Source organism: Microbacterium sp. UBA1097 (genome assembly GCF_002313585.1).
Classification (GTDB): Bacteria; Actinomycetota; Actinomycetes; order Actinomycetales; family Microbacteriaceae; genus Microbacterium.
Genome location: NZ_DCBW01000062.1, coordinates 37,589 through 55,105, shown reverse-complemented (window position 1 = coordinate 55,105; position 17,517 = coordinate 37,589). Strand labels below are relative to the sequence as shown.

Here is a 17,517-nt window from a genome sequence, read left to right as displayed (position 1 = left end):
CCGCCGCCTCCTCCACCGCCGCCTCCCCAACCGAATGTCGCGCAGGCCTTCGCAGCGATACCGGCGCCACCTCCACCGCCGCCACCGCCGCCCGCCGCGCCACTCCCACAGCATCAGGTAGCTCCGGCGTTCGCTCCGCCGCCAGCGGCGATACCGGCGCCGCGACCAGAGGCGTGGGCGCCCGCAGCCCCTCCTCCCACGTCTCGTGAGTCCATCGAAGCCGAAGCCGAAGCCGAAGCAACGGTGCTCACACCACGCTCGCGCGCTGCTCGCGCTCCGTCCTGGACGCTGACGCTTTCCGATGGCATGACATTCGCCGTCACCGGCGCAACGGTCATCGGACGACGCCCCACGCCCCCGGCTCTGCACGCAGATGCGGCCACGCTCGCGCTCCCAGACCCGCAGAGGATGCTGTCCAAGACACACGCACTCATCGAGGTCGAAGCGGATGCGATCTGGGTCACCGACCTCGACTCCACGAACGGCACCGACATCATTTCCGGCGACGGCACCGCGCGCACCATCGCGCCACATGAGCGATGCCGTGTGCTGTCCGGCCAGACTGTGTCGTTCGGGGAGCTGCCTGTTCGGGTCGACAGGCCGTGAAGCCGTGCGCCCTGGATGACGGGGAGAAGTCCCCATCGCGTACCGCGAGACCTGGCTGGAATGATCACCCTGACACATCCCTACGAGGATCGGAGCCCCGGTGACCGACGTTTATCGCGAGATCCAGGACCCTGCCACGGCGCCGGAGCGGCTTGCAGAGATCGTCGCTACTCACCCAGAGCTGGCGCCCTGGGTACTCCAACACCCAAACTGCTATGACGCACTGCGGGAGTGGATCGCCGCCTATGCGACACCCCCAGCCGGCCCGGCCACAGGAGCTGGCGACGTCTTCTCTACGACGGCGTCCAGCGACCCGTTCGCGCGAGCCGTCGAGCCTGCCCTTTCGTCGCACCCCGCAACACCGTTCGGGCCTGCGCCCGGCACGCAACCGACGCGGCCTCGCGGACCCTTCTTCCGCCGCCGCGGCATTCTTATCGGAGGATCCATCGGGATCGCTGCAATCATGCTCGTCGGCATCGGTGGGGCTTGGTGGGCGATCTCGGGACTGACCCGGGGCGCGTCGAGCCCTGAAGGAGCTGTTGCCCGCCTGCTCTCGGGCGTCGAAAACGTCGACCCGGTCACGGTCGCCACATCCCTCGCGCCGAGCGAGTTCGGCGGGTTTGTCGAACCACTCCAGCGTCTGGCCTCCGCGGTCCCCGGCGAGGATGGCGGAGCCGACATGGCACAGTTGCTGGCTGATGTGCGTGCGTCTGCGGAGCTGAGCTCCACAGCGATGGCATACGAGACTGAGCAGCTCGCGGACGGGGTCGTGCGCGTCTCGTGGACGGACGGTGAGATGCGCCTGTCCGGTGATGAGAGGGAGCTCGCGCGATCGTTGACAGCCCTCTACGAGCCTCTGCTCCGAGCGCAACAGGCCGCGATCTACGGCTACTCCGACGCCGAGATTGACGAAGCGATCGACGCCATGGTCGATGGCTGGTCATCGAACGTCGACCTCGATCAGAGCTGGGATGCGCGCGACGCTGCGGATTGGTACGGAGCGGGGCCGATCTCACTCGTTGCCGTCGATGAGGGCAACGGCTGGTACATCAGCCCACTGCTCAGCTTCTACGATCTGCAGTGGCGGCAGTCCGAGGAACAGGGCTACGTCGATTCCCGCGATCTGGGGGACGCGATCATCGAGGCCGAGGTGTTCGAGACTCCTGAGGTTGCGGCCGAGGAACTTACCGCCGCTCTGGAATCTGGACGCATCGAACGGGTCGCGGCGACCTTGCCCCTCGCTGAGCGGCGCGTTCTGTCCCTGTATGGCGACGTCTTCAACCTTGAGTACGTCGTCAACGAATACTCCCCGAGCATCGAGACAGCTGATTTCTCGGCGGCAACGAACGGTGACCGCGCCCGATTGAGCATCGAAGAGCTCCTCGTCGACTTCACGGAGTGGTCCAACGGATACGAACTCCACGATCGGTATGACATCAGCGAGGTCTGCGCCGAGTGGAGCGATGAATACCTCGATTCCAGCTATTCGTCCTGGTGGGACGAGTACACATACTGGACCGACCAGCGCACGGGGAGCGCCTGCCTCGATGACCCCGCGTGGACCGACAGACTCGGCGCGGGCGACGTCGATCTCATCGCCGTGCGCGAGGGCGGGGGGTGGCTCGTCAGCCCTATCGCGACGATCGCCGACGCAGCCTCCATCGCGGTCGATAGCTTCATTCCGTACTACGAGTCCGGCGCTCTCGACGAACTCTTCCGCTGACGCATCCTGGAAAGACGCACCCCAGATGACCTACCCCGCACCCGAGCAGCCCTCCTCTGCCGCCGCGTATCAGGGGCAGTACGTCCCCTATCCCACCGCACCCCTCACACGAGGACCATCGCCTCTTTCATCGATCCCGGTCTCGGACTGGGTGCGCGATGCAGCAGCCGTCGCCCTCTTGCTCGTCTCCCTCGCGCTGCCCTGGTCTCTCTCGTTCTCAACCGACGGGCTCCTGGGTGACTCGTTCACCTCGACAGCCGCGACGAGGGTCGATGTGCTGCTGATCACGATCCTTTCGGTCCTGTCGGTCGCCGTCACCGTCCTCGCGCGAGCCGGTGCACTCGGGACGGGGCTCACCCCGGGCCGAACCGCCGCCCTCCGTGCTGCACTGAATGCGCCGTACGCCATCCTCGTGGTCGTCTATATGTTCCTTGACGCCGTTGGCGCCGGAGAGGTTGCCGAGTATCTCGGCGTCGGTTCCGGACTCGGCGCGGCTGTCATCGTCGGCTTGGCCGGGGCACTCTTCGCCGCGACACCGCGGCTGCACGAGATCCGCGATCCGCTCAGCGGCGGGCGCCTCGCGCGCGGCGGCGTCGTAGGCACCTTCACCGTCCTGGCTGTCATGGCACTCACGATGCTCGTAGGGTTCATCCTGCTCCTGCTCGCGATGCCGTGGCAGGCGATTTCGGGCTGGGACGCCGCTGCCGCGATCGTCGTCCTCATCCTCCAGGATGTCGCGCTCGCGCTTCCCGCAGTCCTCGTCCTTCGACGCTCCCCGACGGCACCTCGAATCGCGGGGTCGGTCGGAATCGCGGTTGTCGCCGGGATCATCATTTCGGCGCTGACGGGCTTCGAGCTCGGCGGTACCCTCAGCTCGCTGCACGGCGGCGGGTACATCCTCGTGTGGTTCGGCGCCTACGCTGCGTTGCTGACGAGCCCCGCACTGCTCGCGTCGATGACTGCGCTTCCACCCCTGAACACCTGGTTCCTCACGGCGAGACAGGCGCTCGTCACGCTGACAACCGTCTCGACGATTCTGGCTGTGTTCGCGGTAATCGCGCTCGTGACCGATCCGTCGAGCGCCATCGGCTTTTCCGTGGGCATCCTGCTCTCTCAGGTGCTTGCCGCAGGCGTCGCGCTTGTCGCACGGATTCAACTTGTCGGTGCGCCTCAGACGTCGCGCACGATCGTCCTGTCTCTCATGGCAGGAGCTGCTGTCGGAGAGATCGTCGCGCTCATTCTGAGCGCGACCTCCCCCCGCTACAGTGGCCTCGCCCTCGAGCCGGTGCTTTATCTCGCTCTGCTGGGACTGCCCGCGGTGGTCACCTACGCCCTGGTGGCGCCGCGCGAGGTTCGAGAGTATTTGGGTACGTTTGCCCCGCCTGCCGCACCGACGGCGTACCAGTACGACGCAGACCAGTACCGAGCCGCTGCGCCGACTGCTCTTGCTCCGCCAGCGACAGATGCGGCGGCTCCCGCCAGCTCCGCGGATTACTACGCTGCGCGCGCCGCCGACCCGCTGACACCTGCAGAAGAGCTCTACCAGTACACGTCGGACCCATCACTCTGGCCGTCGCTGGCCGCCAACCCTGCTCTCTACCCAGAGCTCGTGACCTGGCTTGCCAGCACCGGCGATCCCCACGTCCTTGCCGTCCTGCGGTCCCGCGGCGCGATCTAGGATTCTCGCGCCGCTGCCGCGGCCGGCGTAACCGCCGCCCGTAGCGGTTACGATCGAAGGCTATGCCCGCGCCAGAACCCGTCATCGTCTACCCGCCGGAACTGCCCGTCAGTGCCGCCCGGGACGAGATCGCGCGCGCCATCGAAGACCATCAAGTCGTGATCGTCGCGGGGGCGACAGGCTCGGGCAAGACGACCCAGCTTCCGAAGATCTGCTTGGAGCTCGGTCGCGGTCGCATCGCTCACACGCAGCCGCGGCGGATCGCCGCGCGTTCGATCGCCGAGCGAATCGCGAGCGAACTGCAGGTGCCCCTCGGCGGCGCGGTGGGCTATCGCGTACGGTTCACGGATGCCGTGAGCGAGGACACGCGCATCACCCTGATGACAGACGGCATCCTGCTGAACGAAATCCACCGTGACCGGCTGCTGCGCCGCTATGACACGATCATCATCGACGAGGCTCACGAGCGGTCACTGAACATCGACTTCCTGCTCGGGTACCTCCGCCGGATTCTGCCGAAGCGTCCCGACCTGAAGGTCGTCGTGACCTCGGCGACGATCGATCCCGAGAGTTTCGCGCGGCACTTCTCACCGCGACCCGAGGATCCTGAGGCGGCTGCCCCGATCGTGGAGGTGTCGGGGCGCACGTACCCGGTGGAGGTCCGCTACCGGCCCCACGACGAGAACGCCGACGACGACATCGACGGCCTGGTCGCCGCGCTGCGAGAGCTCGACCGCGAAGAGCGCGGGGACGTTCTGGTGTTCCTTCCCGGCGAGTCCGAGATCCGAGATGCGATGGATGCCGTCCGCGGCATGTACGCGAACGATGCCGCTCCCACCGAGGTGCTCCCGCTGTACGGTCGCCTCAGTGCCGCCGAGCAGCACCGGGTCTTCGAACCGTCGACCCGCGCCGGCGTGCGCCGCCGCGTCATCCTTGCCACGAACGTCGCCGAAACGAGCTTGACCGTTCCCGGCATCCGGTACGTGATCGACACCGGGACCGCGCGCATCTCGCGCTACTCCGCCCGGTCGAAGATCCAGCGACTCCCGATCGAGGCGATCTCGCAGGCGTCCGCGCAGCAGCGTTCGGGCCGTGCGGGGCGCACGGCGCCGGGTATCGCCATCCGGCTCTACGCCGAGGAGGATTTCGCCGGGCGCCCCGAGTTCACCGAACCCGAGGTCCTCCGCACCAATCTGGCCGCCGTGCTGCTGCAGATGATGGCCCTCGGAATGGGGGATGTCGCAGCCTTCCCGTTCCTCACTCCCCCGGATTCACGCGGCGTGAAGGCTGCGATGGACCTCCTCGTCGAACTCCGCGCGGTCTCGGGAGGCAGACTCACGAAGGTCGGCCGGGAGCTTGCCCGGCTCCCGATCGATCCGCGGTTGGCGCGGATGCTCGTCGAAGCGCGCGAGCGGGATGTGCTGCCGAGTGTCCTGGCGATCGTGGCCGGCCTGTCTATTCAGGATGTCCGCGAGCGTCCCGAGGAGCAGCGCGAGCAGGCCGATCGCCTGCATGCGCGATTCACCGACCCGACGAGCGACTTCCTCTCGCTGCTGGGTCTGTGGAACTACCTGCACGAGAAGCAGGTAGAGCTCGGCTCGAGCGCGTTTCGGCGGATGTGCCGGGCCGAGTTCCTCAACTACGTGCGCGTGCGCGAATGGGTCGATGTGCACCGCCAGCTCGCGGACCTCATGGGTGCACGGCGCGCGAAGACGAGGGTCGACGCCGACCCCGATGCCGTCCATCGCGCGATCTTGTCGGGGCTGCTCTCGCAGATCGGCATCCGCGATGACCGCACGACGACGTCCGCAGCCAAGGGTGCAGCTTCCGGGAAGCCACGGCGCCCCACCGCCGAATACCGGGGAGCCCGCGGCGCGCGCTTCGCAATCTTCCCGGGCTCGGGGCTTCGCAAGAAGAGCCCGGATGCCGTCATGGCGGCAGAACTCGTCGAAACCTCGCGCCTGTTCGCCCGAACGGTCGCAGCGGTCGACCCAGCCTGGGCCGAGGAGCTCGCCGGCGAGCTCGCCCACCGTCAGCTGGGCGAGCCGCACTGGTCTCGATCGGCGGGTGCGGCATCCGCGTACGAGAAGGTGACCCTGTTCGGGGTAGAGATCATCCCGAAGCGCCGCGTGCAGTTGGCCCGCTTCGATCGGCCGCTCGCACGCGAGCTCTTCATCCGCCACGCGCTCGTGCAGGGCGAATGGGATGCCGCGAACCTCGACAAGCGCCTCACTGCCTTCGACCGGCGTAACGCGGACATGCGGCGGCGCCTGGAGAAGCTCGAGGAGCGGGAGCGTCGCCGCGACATCCTGGCCGGTGATGAGGCGGTGTTCGCGTTCTACGACGCGCGGATCCCCCGCGAGGTCTTCGACGTCCGCTCGTTCGAGTCCTGGTGGCGTGAGACCTCGAATCGCACACCGCGCCTGCTCGACATGGGCGAGTCCGATCTCGCCGAGGGCGCCGCGGCAGCGCGCAGCGACGAGTATCCCTCCCGGTGGACACAGGGCGATCAGGTGCTTTCGCTCAGCTACCGCTTCGAGCCGGGTGCACCCGACGACGGCGTCAATGCTGTGGTACCGGTGGCGCTGCTCGCGGGGCTGCGCGATACCGGATTCGACTGGCAGGTACCGGGACTGCGCGACGAGCTGATCGCCGCCCTCATCCGGGCACTGCCCAAGACCATCCGGCGTCACGTCGTGCCCGCTGCCGACTGGGCGGCTCGGTTCTCGGCAGATCTTGCCGGCGAAGGCCCGGAGGATCACGGCGGACTCCCGCCGACCACCCTTCGGGCAGCCCTCGCAGCACGCATCCAGCGCGTGGCCCACCAACCCGTCACGGCAGACGATTTCGACCTCGAGCGCGTCCCCGCCCACCTCGGGATCTCGTTCCGGGTTGTCGACCACCGAGGACGCACGCTCGGCTCCGGGCGCGACCTCACCCGCCTGCAGCAGGAGTTGGCCGGGGCCGCGCGCGGCGCCGTGGCATCCTCGCTCTCCGCCCCGAAGCGGCCTCCCGCGCCCGCCCAGCGCGCGCCGCGGCCCTCAGGAGCGAGGCCGGATGCCGATAGAGCGCAGTTCACGGAAGTCTCGGGGCTCACCGACTGGACGATCTCCGAGCTTCCGTCCGTCGTCGACACGCGCGTTGCCGGCGGCGTGGTGCGCGGCTATCCGGTCCTCGTCGACGAGGGAGAGAGCGTCGCGCTGCGGATCGACGCCACTCCGGAGGCCGCCGCGCGAGCCACCCATGCGGGTCTTCGTCGCCTGCTGCTGCTGGCGGTCCCCTCCCCCGCCGCGTACGTGCTCGACCACCTCACCGCCGCAGAGAAGCTCGCGCTCGCGGCATCCCCGTACTCGTCGGCGCGCTCCCTTGTCGAGGACTGCCGGGTCGCCGTGGCAGACGCGGTCCTCGCGCGCTTTCCCGACCCGATCCGCACCCGCGCCCAGTTCGAGGCAGCGCGGGATGCGTTCTCGGCCGACGTGACTGACGCGCTGTTCTCGGCAGTTTCGCTGACTGCCCGCATCCTCACCGCGGCGCGCGACGTCGAGCGGGGCCTGCGAAACCTCAACGCCATGACGCTGCTGGCAGCGCTCACCGACGTTCGCGGACAGCTGTCGGGACTTGTCTATCCCGGGTTCGTCTCGGCGGTAGGACTGGAGCGCCTCGCACACTATCCGAGGTATCTCGCGGCCCTGCTCACCCGCACCGCCGCGCTCGCCGACAACCCCGGTCGTGATCGCCAGCGCCTGACCGAGTACGAGCGCGCCGCGGCGATCTATCGGGATGCCGGCGGCACGATCCCGCTCGCCGCTGACGCTCCCGCGACGCTCGTGCACGGTCGCTGGCTGCTCGAGGAGTACCGCGTGAGCCTGTTCGCCCAGGGGCTCGGAACCGCCGAGCCGGTTTCGCTGCAGCGGTTAACGAAGGCCCTCTCCGGCTCCTGATCGCTGGCAGCCCGCCGGTCCGTCACACAGCGACACACAGCGAAGGGGCCAGCGGCTACGCGTGCCACCATGAGAATGTGAGCACTCCTGCGCCTGACCCCACCGCGTCCTTCGCGACCGCCCAGGTTCAGGCCGGCTATGTGCCGGGTACCGCGCAGAACACGGCGGTCGTGCCGATCTACCAGTCCAACGGGTACGAGTTCCCCTCCCTGGCGCAGGCGCGCGACGTCTTTGCGCTTCGCAGTCTCGGGAACGTCTACAGCCGCAACGCGAACCCCACCCAGGCGGTGTTCGAGCAGCGCATCGCTGCCCTTGAGGGTGGGCGGGCCGCTGTCGCGGTGTCGTCCGGCCAGGCGGCTGCGGCCGCGGCGATCCTCGCGCTGGCCTCAGCCGGCGACCACGTGGTAGCTGCCCGCCAGCTCTATGGCGGCACGGTCGATCTGCTCTCGGACTCGCTCGGGAGCCTCGGGATCGAGGTCACCTACGTCGATCAGGACGACACTGACGCGTGGCGCGATGCGGTGCGCCCGAGCACGCGGGCCTTCTTCGCCGAGACGATCACCAATCCCCTGGCGACCGTGCTCGACATCCGTGCCATCGCCGATGTCGCCCACGCCGCGGGCGTGCCGCTCGTCGTCGACAACACTGTCGCCTCTCCGTACCTCGTGCGTCCCGGTGAGCACGGAGCCGACATCGTCATCCATTCCGCCACGAAGTACATCGGCGGGCACGGCGTTGCCCTCGGTGGCGTGGTGGTCGATATCGGATCGTTCGATTTCGGTGCCGATCCCGAGCGGTGGCCCCAGTTCACGACGCCGTATCCCCGGTTCGGCGACCTCGTGCTGTGGGACCGTTTCGGCGAGCAGGGCCTTGCCCTTGTCGTCTACATCAAGACCCGGTTCGTGCACGATTTCGGAACTACCCTGCCCGCGTGGTCGTCGTTCCAGCTGCTCCAGGGGCTCGAGACTCTCGACCTGCGGATGCAGCGTCATTCCGCGAGCGCGCTCGCTGTCGCCCGGTTCCTCGAGCAGCATCCTGCCGTCGAGAAGGTGTGGCATCCGGGCCTCGCGTCGAGCCCGTGGCACGCGACGGCGCAGCACTACTTGCCGCGCGGAGCGTCATCGGTGTTCTCGTTCGATCTCGCCAGCACCGGCGACGTGGATGCCGATGACCGCCGCGTCGAGCAGGTCATCGACGCTCTGCGCGTCATCCGGCTCGTGGCGAATATCGGGGATGCCCGCAGCATGGTGAACCACCCGGCATCCATGACCCATCTTCACCTCACCGCTGACCAGCTGCGCGAGGCCGGCATCTCGCCGCGGACGATCCGCCTCTCGATCGGGCTCGAGGACGAGGCAGATCTCATCGCAGACCTGGCGCAAGCGCTGGCCTAGCTGAACGGGGCTACGACGCTTCGATGAGACCGCGGTAGAAGCCGATTCCGCGGAGCCACACCTCGACGCGGATCCGCTCGTTGTGCGAGTGCAACGCATCACGCTCGGCCCGGGTCAGGTGGAACGGCGTGAACCGGTAGACGTGGTCGCTGATCGCCGTGAACCAGCGGCTGTCGCTGGCTCCCAGCTGCACGTAGGGCGTCGGGACGATGTCGCCGCCGAGTGTCGAGACGACCGCGCCGGCGATCCGTCGCCACGGCTCTCCTCGCCAGGGCGAGACCGGTGACGGGTTGGATGCGTGACGGATCTCGAGCTCGACCTTCTCGTCGGCCACCGCCCGACGAACGTGCGCCGTCGCGCTGTCGATGGTGTCGCCGGTGAGCAGGCGGATGTTGACCGAGGCCTTCGCCGTCGTTGCCAGGACGTTTTCGCCGGGTGCGCCGCTGAGCTCGGTCACGACAGCGGTGGTGCGCACCATCGCGTTGGTCTCGGGTCCGCCGAGGGTGAAGGCGCCGGCAAGCAGCGGGCCCGTAATCTCACCGCGTCGGAACAGGGTCCGAAGCGGTTCGGGAGCGTGGGGCGAGAGCGTGGCGAGCATGGCCCGCACGGGAGGCGCGAGCCTGGTCGGAAACGGCTTGCGCCGCAGCCGGTCGATAGCCCGCGCCAGCCGGGCGGTGGCGGGCATCGCGGGCGGCGTGGATGCGTGGCCGCCCTGTTCGCGGACGGTCATAACGAGCGTCATCACGCCGCGTTCTGCGACACCGATCATCGCGGTGGGCACGTCGACGCCGGGGATGATGCCCTCGACGACGGCGCCGCCCTCATCGAGCACGAGTCCCGGATGGATGCCGCGCTCCTCCAGGTGCGCGACGATTCCCCGCGCCCCGTCTCCCGCCGTCTCTTCGTTGTGACCGAACGACAGGTAGATGTCGCGTGCCGGCGTGAAGCCTTCGGCGACGAGGGTCTCGACGGCTTCGAAGATCGCGACAAGCGATCCTTTGTCGTCGATCGCGCCGCGGGCGTGGAGTTCGGCATCCTCGCCCTCACCCACGATCTCGGCGCCGAACGGCGGATGCTGCCACTCCGCCTCGACCACGGGCACGACATCCATGTGGGCCATGAGCACGAGCGGATCTTCGGATGAGGCGCCCGGCCACCGGTACAGCAGTGAGTGGCGGGCGATCACGTCGCGCTCGAGGCGCTCATGGGTCTTCGGGTACAGGCGCTCCAGGGCGCTGTGGAACTCGTCGAACACCGACGCATCCATCCGCGACTCGTCGGCGTACGACACGGTAGGGATGGATAGGAGTTCTCGGAAGCGATCCAATGGAGTGCTCATGCTTCGAGGCTACTCGCGGCACTGCGCGGGCGGACTACGCTCGAACCATGACTGGACTGCGATGGGGAATCCTGGCGACCGGCGGTATCGCACACGCCTTTACGAGCGACCTGCGGACGGCCGGGCTGACGGTGTCGGCGGTGGGGTCTCGGCGCCCGGATGCTTCGCAGGCGTTCGCTGACCAGTTCGCGATTCCGCACGCGCACGGATCGTACGAGGAGCTCGTCGCCGATCCCGACGTCGACATCGTCTACATCGCAACGCCGCATCCGATGCACGCCGACAATGCTGTGCTCGCGCTCGAAGCGGGCAAGCACGTACTGATCGAGAAGCCGTTCACGTTGACCGGCCCCGAGGCCGAGCGTGTGCGCGAGGTCGCACGCGCTCAGGGGCTGCTCGCCATGGAGGCGATGTGGACGCGGTACCTCCCGCACATGGTGAGGATTCGCGAGATCATCGCCGCAGGAACGCTGGGCGAGATCCGCACCGTTTTCGCCGACCACACCCAGCGGATCTCATCCGACCCGAGCCACCGCCTGAACGCGCTGGAACTCGGCGGCGGGTCGCTTCTTGACCTCGGAATCTATCCGGTCTCGTTCGCCTGCGATGTGCTCGGGAAGCCGGAGACGGTGACCGCTCGCGGCCGCCTCGGTGACACGGGCGCGGATGCCGAGGTAGCGACGATCTTCACTCACGCCGGTGGCGCGGTCTCGACCTCGATCTCGACCTCGCGCGCTGTCGGACCCAACACCGCCCATGTTCTGGGCACTGACGCACGCATTGACATCGATCGCGTCTGGTACACCCCCACCTCGTTCCGTGTTGTCGCGCACGACGGCGAGGTTCTCGAGGAGTATCACAGCGAGGTTCAGGGCCGGGGCATGCAGTACCAGGCGATCGCCGCCGAGCGGCTGCTCGCCGAGGGCAAGACCGACAGCGACCTGCTTGCGCTGGACGAGTCGGTAGCCATCATGCACGTGCTCGACGAACTGCGCGCGCAGGTCGGGGTGCGTTACCCGGGCGAATAAGCCCGCTCAGGCGGCAGCCGAGTCCACCCGGAAGACGGGAAGTCGGCGCTCCGGAGCAACGATGTACTGACGACCGCTCGGAGAAATCCATAGCAGCGACCCATCTCCGGTCTGGATGACGCGCCAGCCGCCATGGTGCTTGACCGTATGGTGCCCCTGACAGAGCGGAGCGGTATTCACGACCGAGGTCTCTCCGCCGTGTTCCCACGCGAGCGAGTGATCGATCTGACATCGGGAGGCGGGGACCCCGCACCCCGGTGCCATGCATCTCTCAGCGCGCCACTTCGTCAGCGCCACCATGTCGGGCGGAGGTCGGTATCGGGTTCTGCCGACCGACAAAACGACGCCGGTTTCGGGGTGGGTCAGTACCCGGATCCACGACGTCGCCGCTCCCGCAAGTTCCCGCGCCTTCTCGATCGGGATAGGACCAACACCCTCCACGACCGCGGGGTCCTGAGGGCCATCGCCGTCGGCACCGAGCAGAGCGAGCGCGGGAACCGTCACGACAACCGTGGGGCGGATGCCCTGCACATCCTTCGGGTGAGCAGGAACAATACCGTCAAGCAGAAGATCGCACAGGATGTCGGCACGGATCTCGTCGAGCGTGCGGTCATCGGGCTGAGAGCCGCCGCCTTCGCCGCCGACCTGCGCCGCGAGCAACGCCTTGCCCTTCGCCGTCATTCGTCCGTGAATCGCGTGAGCTTCGACCGTCGGCACCAGTGCATGCAGCCACGACATCCCGTCGGCCTCGGGCTCGACGAAGATCCTCCGGCGTCGGACGGCGTGTTCGTGCCGCACCGACAGTGTCGGCGCCAGTTCCCGATCGATGAGCCGTCGCAGCGCCCGCCTGAACGGCCCGACCGCGAGGGTCTCTGCGAGGTCTCGCGCATTCTCGACGAGCCGCGCCGCAACCTCCGGTTCGAGGGGCGCAAGTTCATCCACGATGATCGTCGCGTGCCGCTCGGTCATGCCCGCATGGGCCAGCGAATTCCAGACCGTCGGGTACCGGTGCACGAGTGCCTCGGCACGGTACATCAGCATTCCGGCCTGGTTCTCGGTGATCCGGAGGGCTGCGGCCAGCTCGAGCCGCACCGAGCGCTCGATCAACTCCCGCGAGCCTCCGCCGTATCGCGTGACGTCGTCGAGCGCCTCGACACGCAGCTGGTCGATGCGGGCAAGCCGCTGCGCCGCGAACACCGCCTCCATCGTCGCGACCTCAAGCACGAGCGCCACGGCATCGGGCTGCGCCGGCACCCAGCCCAGCTCCTCGTCGGAGTCGCAGAAGTCACCTTCGCGAACGAAGCAGTCATCACCCTCATCCACGAGGTACTCGTCGGGGTCGACGGTGTGCTGGTGGGCGCAGGACGCGGCATCCGGCTCACGAGCGTTCTCGCCCGGCTCGGTGGTGCCGAAATCGTCCATACCCCGACACTACGAGGGGGGTCCGACATTGCCCCCGGGGGTCCGGGCGCCGGACCGAATGCCGTCAGCGGCGCGTCGACCACCACGCCCAGGCAACGAGTACCGGCTGGAAGAACAGCCGAACGAGACGCTTCGTATCGGTATCGAGCCCGAAGCCGTCGCGCTTTTCGACGTACTGCGAGATGTTGCCGGGGAAGATCGCGATGAAGAACGCCGCGAGGATCGCGCCGACGCGGCGACGCTCCTTGGGCAGTGCGACAAGCGCCGTGCCGAGCATGATCTCGAAAACGCCGGATGCCACCACGATCGCATCCTCATCCAGCGGCGAGAGTTCCGCGGCCCACGGCGGCACCTGTGCCTGGAACTCCTTGCGGGCCACCGTGAGATGCGTCACCCCCGCGAGCACCATCGCCCCGGCCAGCATCCACCTCAGTACTGTTCGCATGCGCCCAGCCAAACCTCCCGAACCGGCAAAGTCAACGTCGTCGACGGACGCTCAGCCGAGGCCGGCGCGGGTCGTTACCGCTGGGGAGACAGGGCGACGGCGAGCGCCCAGACCACCAGCAGCGGCTGCAGCAAGAGCCGCACAAAGCGGCGGGTATCCGTGTCGAGCAGCGGCGCAGACCGACCCGTCTGCCACTGGTGCACGTTGCCCGGGAACACCGCGATGAAGAACACTGCGACGGCTGCGCCGAGTCGCGTGCGCTCGCGCGGCAGCGCAACCAGGCCCGCGCCGAGCATGATCTCGACGGCGCCGGAGCCGACGACGACCGCATCCTTGTCGGTATGCAGCATCCGTGTCGCCCAGTCCGGCACCACGATGCGGTAGCCTCGTCTCCCCCACGTCAGATGTGAGACCCCCGCCGCTACCAGGAGGGCGGCGAGGAGCCAGCGAAGCACCCTCATGCCGTGCGGCGGCCCGCAGCCGGGTGAACCTCGACGGGTTCCTCGTGCAGGCCACGCAGGGCCTGCGACAACTCTGGCGCACCCTTCGACAGTTCACGGTCGAGAGCACGCAGCCGCTTTTCGGCTTCGGTCAGGGCCCAGTCGCCCTTCTCTGTGACGCGCAGCTCGGACGCCGAACCGGCGTGAGCTGTCGAATCGTGCACGAATCCTTCGTCGACGAGGGTGCGCACGGCAGTGTGCGCGGTCTGGACGGTGATCTGGGAGCGGCGTGCGAGTTCACTGAACGAGATGCCCGGCATCCCGTAGATGTGGCCGAGCAGGGCATACTTGCGCGTGGTCAGTCCCAGATCCTTCAGAACCGCCCCGAGCTGCGCCTCCCAGATGCTCGACATCGTCAGCAGCGCGATGACCGGGCTGAACCGTCGTTGCTGAGCTGCCACGGGATCTCCTTTTGCGGGACGCCAGATCCTTCATCGTAGCCCGCGCCCTCCCGAACTCACCGGACAGACCGTCGTGGATAAAGAAGTCAGCGGCAATGACCGGGAAAAAGGTCCCTACGCGATCTCGCGTAGGTCATGTCATCATCGGGAAATGGACACCTCGCTGTACGAAATCCGAAAGGACCTCAGCCGGGCCCTCGCGGAGCTTCACGAGGCCCAGCAGAGCTACCCCGACGACCCCACCCTCCACGCGATCGACAGTCTCCAGTCAGCCGTAGAGCGCCTCACTGGTGTGCTCGAAGAGATCCAAGCGTTCTTCGCGCTCCCGGTGCCGACGACAACGGGACCCCAGCCGGTCGCTTCCGGCTCGGGACATCGGCATCACCGATAGGGATCCAGGGCCGGGGAGCGCCTCAGGCGATGAGACGCTGGGCACGTGCCGCTTCGGCGAGCGCGTCCTTATGGGCGTCATCGGCGAGCGAGATCAGGGCAAGCGCGCGCTCCTGCGTCGAGAGACCGCGTAGGTTCACCATGCCGTGCTCAGTGACGACATGCTCGACATCCATACGCTCGTCGGTGACGATGTCGACCCCGCGGCACGATCGTCGAGACCGCGCCACTCTTGGCAGTGGCGGGCAGCACGACGAAGGACTTGCCGCCGCGCGACTTGGCCGCGCCTGTCACGAAATCGAACTGACCGCCCGACCCCGAGTACTGCACGCCGCCGATCATCTCGGCATTGACCTGTCCGTAGAGATCGACCTGGATCGCCGCGTTCACCGAAATCATGGCGTCGTTGCGTGAAATCACCTGCGGATCGTTGACGTAGTCGGCCGGGAAACTCACCATCGACGGGTTGTCGTTCATGAAGGCGTAGGTGTGGGCATCCCCGACTGCCGAGGTCCAGACGTGCCGCCGCGGATGCAGGGTCTTGCGCCGCCCTGTGATGACGCCCGACTCGATCAGGGGCACGAACGCGGAGGAGAAGAGCGCGGAATGGATGCCGAGATCCCGGTGGTCGCCGAGCGCCGCAGCGACGGCAGCGGGAACCCGGCCAGCACCGATCTGCAGCGTCGCGCCGTCGGGAATGTGGGCCGCGACGTGCGCCGCGATACCGAGGTCGGCATCCGTCGGAGGCGCCTCCGCGACCTCGGGGAGGGGCGAGGCATGCTCGACGATCGCGTCCACTTCATCGATGTGGAGCAGGGAATCACCGAACACGCGCGGCATGTTGGGGTTCACCTCGACGATCAGGCGGCGACAGGCGCGCGCCGCGACGCTCGCGTAGTCGTTCACGACGCCGAACGAGAAGTGACCGCTCGCGTCCATCGGGCTGACCTGCACCAGGAACGTGTCGACGTCGAGGTGTTCGCGGATCACGCGCGGCAGGTTCGAGAAGTTGACCGGAATGAAGTCGAGGGTTTCGCGGTCGGCCCGGGCAGGGTCGGCGATAATGTGGTGATCGCGCCCGGCGACGAAGAACGTATGGGCACGGAGCTTCTCGATGACCCCCGGCTGCAGGATCGTGTCACCGATCGCATCGCCGCCCATGCCGTAGTAGAGGTCGAGGTCGAGCAGATCGTCGGCACGCACACGATCGGCGAGAGCTGCCAGAACCGCTGGCGGCGCCCCGAGCCCCATCGCCACCAGCACCTGCACACCCGAGGGGACGGATGCCGCGGCATCCGCTGCCGACATGAGCTTGCGACGGTACTCATCCTGAACCGGCATCCGTGATCCTCCAGCGCTGTCGCCGACGGATCCACTCTGGCATGACGGGCTGCCGCGATGTCGAGCGCGAGCGCTACTGTCGTGCCATGGCCTCGCGCGTGCTCGCCCCCGACCTTTCCGGCATCGACAAGCCGAAAGGACCCCCGGCGTACTTCCCCAGTATCGAGAAGACGTACGGTCGTCCCGTGCAGGACTGGATCGACATCGCCGTCGAGCGGCTCGACGCCGGCGACGCGCACATGGCTGTGGTCGATGTCCTCAAGTCGGAGCACGGGCCGGGTCACGGCCACGCGAACGCGGTGGTGGCATATACGAAGGCTGCGCTCGCGAAGAGCTGAGAGCGGTCGTGGCGCGGGATAGCGTGGATCCAGTGACTCTCGACCTCGACACTCTTCGCCCGTATCCCGACGCTGGCGACCCGGATAGCCGCGCACACGATGCGGCGGATCGGCTGCTGCTCGACGAATCAGCGGAGGCGCGACAAGGCGTTGCGCGGCGCGAGATCGCCGTCATCGGCGACACGTTCGGCGCCCTGGCCCTCGCGTGCGCGAGCGATGCCAGCGATGGTGTCGTCCGCGTTCATCAGGACTCCCTCGGCGGCGAGCGCGCGCTGGCTGCCAACGCGCGGTCGACCGGGCTCGAAGCATCCGTCGCCTCGCTCCCTCTCGATCCGGAGCTGGTGCGCGATGCTCGTGTCGTGCTCGTGCGGCTCCCCCGGTCGCTCGAGGCGCTCCGCGACATCGCGGGGCTGATCGCCGCGCACGCCGCGCCCGATGTCGTTGTGTTCGCGGGCGGGCGGATCAAACACATGAGCCTCGGCATGAACGACGTGCTGCGCGAGCACTTCGACACCGTGGATGTCTCGCTCGCCCGCCAGAAGTCGCGGGTGCTTATCGCGCACGGTCCCCACGACGGTCGGGATCCCGAGCCGTCCGCGGCGCGGCTGCGCATCGGTGACACGGATGTCGAGGTCCGCGCCTTCGGCGGCGTGTTCGCCGGGGCAGCGCTTGACATCGGAACGCGCCTGTTGATCGATAACCTGCCAGACACGATTCCCGGGCACGCGGACGATCCGGCGGTTGATCTGGCGTGCGGGAACGGCATCGTCGCTGCGACCCTCGCTCTGCGGCATCCGGGGCTGCGTGTCTACGCGTCGGACGAGTCGGCCGCCGCCGTCGCATCGGCTCGGGCGACCGCCGCCGCCAACGGAATCGCCGACCGGATGACAGTGGCTCGCGATGACGCGCTGGCGAGCCTTCCTGCCGCGAGCGCGTCGTTCATCGCACTGAACCCGCCGTTTCACCGGGGT

General features: G+C 67.9%; 15 protein-coding genes and 1 pseudogene. 10 read left to right on the top strand and 6 right to left on the bottom strand.

All coding sequences use genetic code 11. The features are described from left to right. From B4F19_RS15180 to B4F19_RS15155, 6 genes are all read left to right on the top strand, one after another. The coding region (locus B4F19_RS15180) for a hypothetical protein (RefSeq protein ID WP_292736039.1) at positions 1 to 209 on the top strand (209 nt) is incomplete at its 5' end. Between the two features lie 97 nt (positions 210 to 306). Beyond that, complete coding sequence (locus B4F19_RS15175; RefSeq protein WP_292725626.1) at positions 307 to 606, top strand: FHA domain-containing protein; 300 nt, start codon at positions 307 to 309, stop codon at positions 604 to 606. 100 nt (positions 607 to 706) lie between these two features. Then, positions 707 to 2,329 (top strand): hypothetical protein, encoded by a 1,623-nt coding sequence (locus tag B4F19_RS15170; protein ID WP_292725624.1) that lies wholly within the window; start codon positions 707 to 709, stop codon positions 2,327 to 2,329. Between the two features lie 25 nt (positions 2,330 to 2,354). Then, positions 2,355 to 4,007 (top strand): hypothetical protein, encoded by a 1,653-nt coding sequence (locus tag B4F19_RS15165; protein ID WP_292736036.1) that lies wholly within the window; start codon positions 2,355 to 2,357, stop codon positions 4,005 to 4,007. 62 nt (positions 4,008 to 4,069) lie between these two features. After that, on the top strand, positions 4,070 to 7,948 hold the full coding sequence (gene hrpA / locus B4F19_RS15160; protein WP_292736033.1) for an ATP-dependent RNA helicase HrpA: 3,879 nt from the start codon (positions 4,070 to 4,072) through the stop codon (positions 7,946 to 7,948). 77 nt (positions 7,949 to 8,025) lie between these two features. Then, on the top strand, positions 8,026 to 9,342 hold the full coding sequence (locus B4F19_RS15155) for an O-acetylhomoserine aminocarboxypropyltransferase/cysteine synthase family protein (protein ID WP_292736030.1): 1,317 nt from the start codon (positions 8,026 to 8,028) through the stop codon (positions 9,340 to 9,342). Between the two features lie 10 nt (positions 9,343 to 9,352). On the opposite strand, the gene B4F19_RS15150 is transcribed toward B4F19_RS15155, so the two are convergent. Then, a complete protein-coding gene (locus B4F19_RS15150; protein WP_292736027.1) occupies positions 9,353 to 10,681 on the bottom strand; it encodes a M20/M25/M40 family metallo-hydrolase in 1,329 nt (442 codons plus the stop codon). 47 nt (positions 10,682 to 10,728) lie between these two features. Between B4F19_RS15150 and B4F19_RS15145 the strand changes: the two genes are divergently transcribed. Next, entirely contained in the window at positions 10,729 to 11,709 is a 981-nt protein-coding gene (locus tag B4F19_RS15145) for a Gfo/Idh/MocA family protein (protein ID WP_292736024.1), read from the top strand. A 6-nt stretch (positions 11,710 to 11,715) separates the two neighbouring features. Here B4F19_RS15145 and B4F19_RS15140 read toward each other — a convergent pair whose 3' ends face one another. From B4F19_RS15140 to B4F19_RS15125, 4 genes are all read right to left on the bottom strand, one after another. Further along, positions 11,716 to 13,131 (bottom strand): HNH endonuclease signature motif containing protein, encoded by a 1,416-nt coding sequence (locus B4F19_RS15140; protein WP_292736021.1) that lies wholly within the window; start codon positions 13,129 to 13,131, stop codon positions 11,716 to 11,718. 64 nt (positions 13,132 to 13,195) lie between these two features. Further along, a complete protein-coding gene (locus B4F19_RS15135; protein WP_292736018.1) occupies positions 13,196 to 13,576 on the bottom strand; it encodes a DoxX family protein in 381 nt (126 codons plus the stop codon). A 74-nt stretch (positions 13,577 to 13,650) separates the two neighbouring features. Beyond that, positions 13,651 to 14,037 (bottom strand): DoxX family protein, encoded by a 387-nt coding sequence (locus B4F19_RS15130; protein WP_228176956.1) that lies wholly within the window; start codon positions 14,035 to 14,037, stop codon positions 13,651 to 13,653. After that, positions 14,034 to 14,477 (bottom strand): MarR family winged helix-turn-helix transcriptional regulator, encoded by a 444-nt coding sequence (locus B4F19_RS15125; protein ID WP_228176955.1) that lies wholly within the window; start codon positions 14,475 to 14,477, stop codon positions 14,034 to 14,036. Before B4F19_RS15125 ends, B4F19_RS15130 begins: the two co-directional genes overlap by 4 nt. A 151-nt stretch (positions 14,478 to 14,628) precedes the next feature. Here B4F19_RS15125 and B4F19_RS15120 point away from each other — a divergent pair, with 151 nt between their 5' ends. Beyond that, the gene (locus tag B4F19_RS15120) at positions 14,629 to 14,868 is read left to right on the top strand and encodes a hypothetical protein (RefSeq protein ID WP_292736015.1); all 240 of its coding nucleotides are present in this window, start codon (positions 14,629 to 14,631) and stop codon (positions 14,866 to 14,868) included. A 22-nt stretch (positions 14,869 to 14,890) separates the two neighbouring features. Here B4F19_RS15120 and B4F19_RS15115 read toward each other — a convergent pair. Continuing rightward, positions 14,891 to 16,208, bottom strand: a pseudogene (locus tag B4F19_RS15115) (acetyl-CoA hydrolase/transferase family protein). Positions 16,209 to 16,294: 86 nt separating this feature from the next. Here B4F19_RS15115 and B4F19_RS15110 point away from each other — a divergent pair. Next, positions 16,295 to 16,546, top strand: coding sequence for a DUF4287 domain-containing protein (locus B4F19_RS15110; protein WP_292736012.1), 252 nt, complete (start codon positions 16,295 to 16,297; stop codon positions 16,544 to 16,546). A gap of 32 nt (positions 16,547 to 16,578) precedes the next feature. Continuing rightward, positions 16,579 to 17,517 (top strand): methyltransferase (locus tag B4F19_RS15105; protein WP_292736009.1); only part of this gene is annotated, 939 nt, incomplete at its 3' end.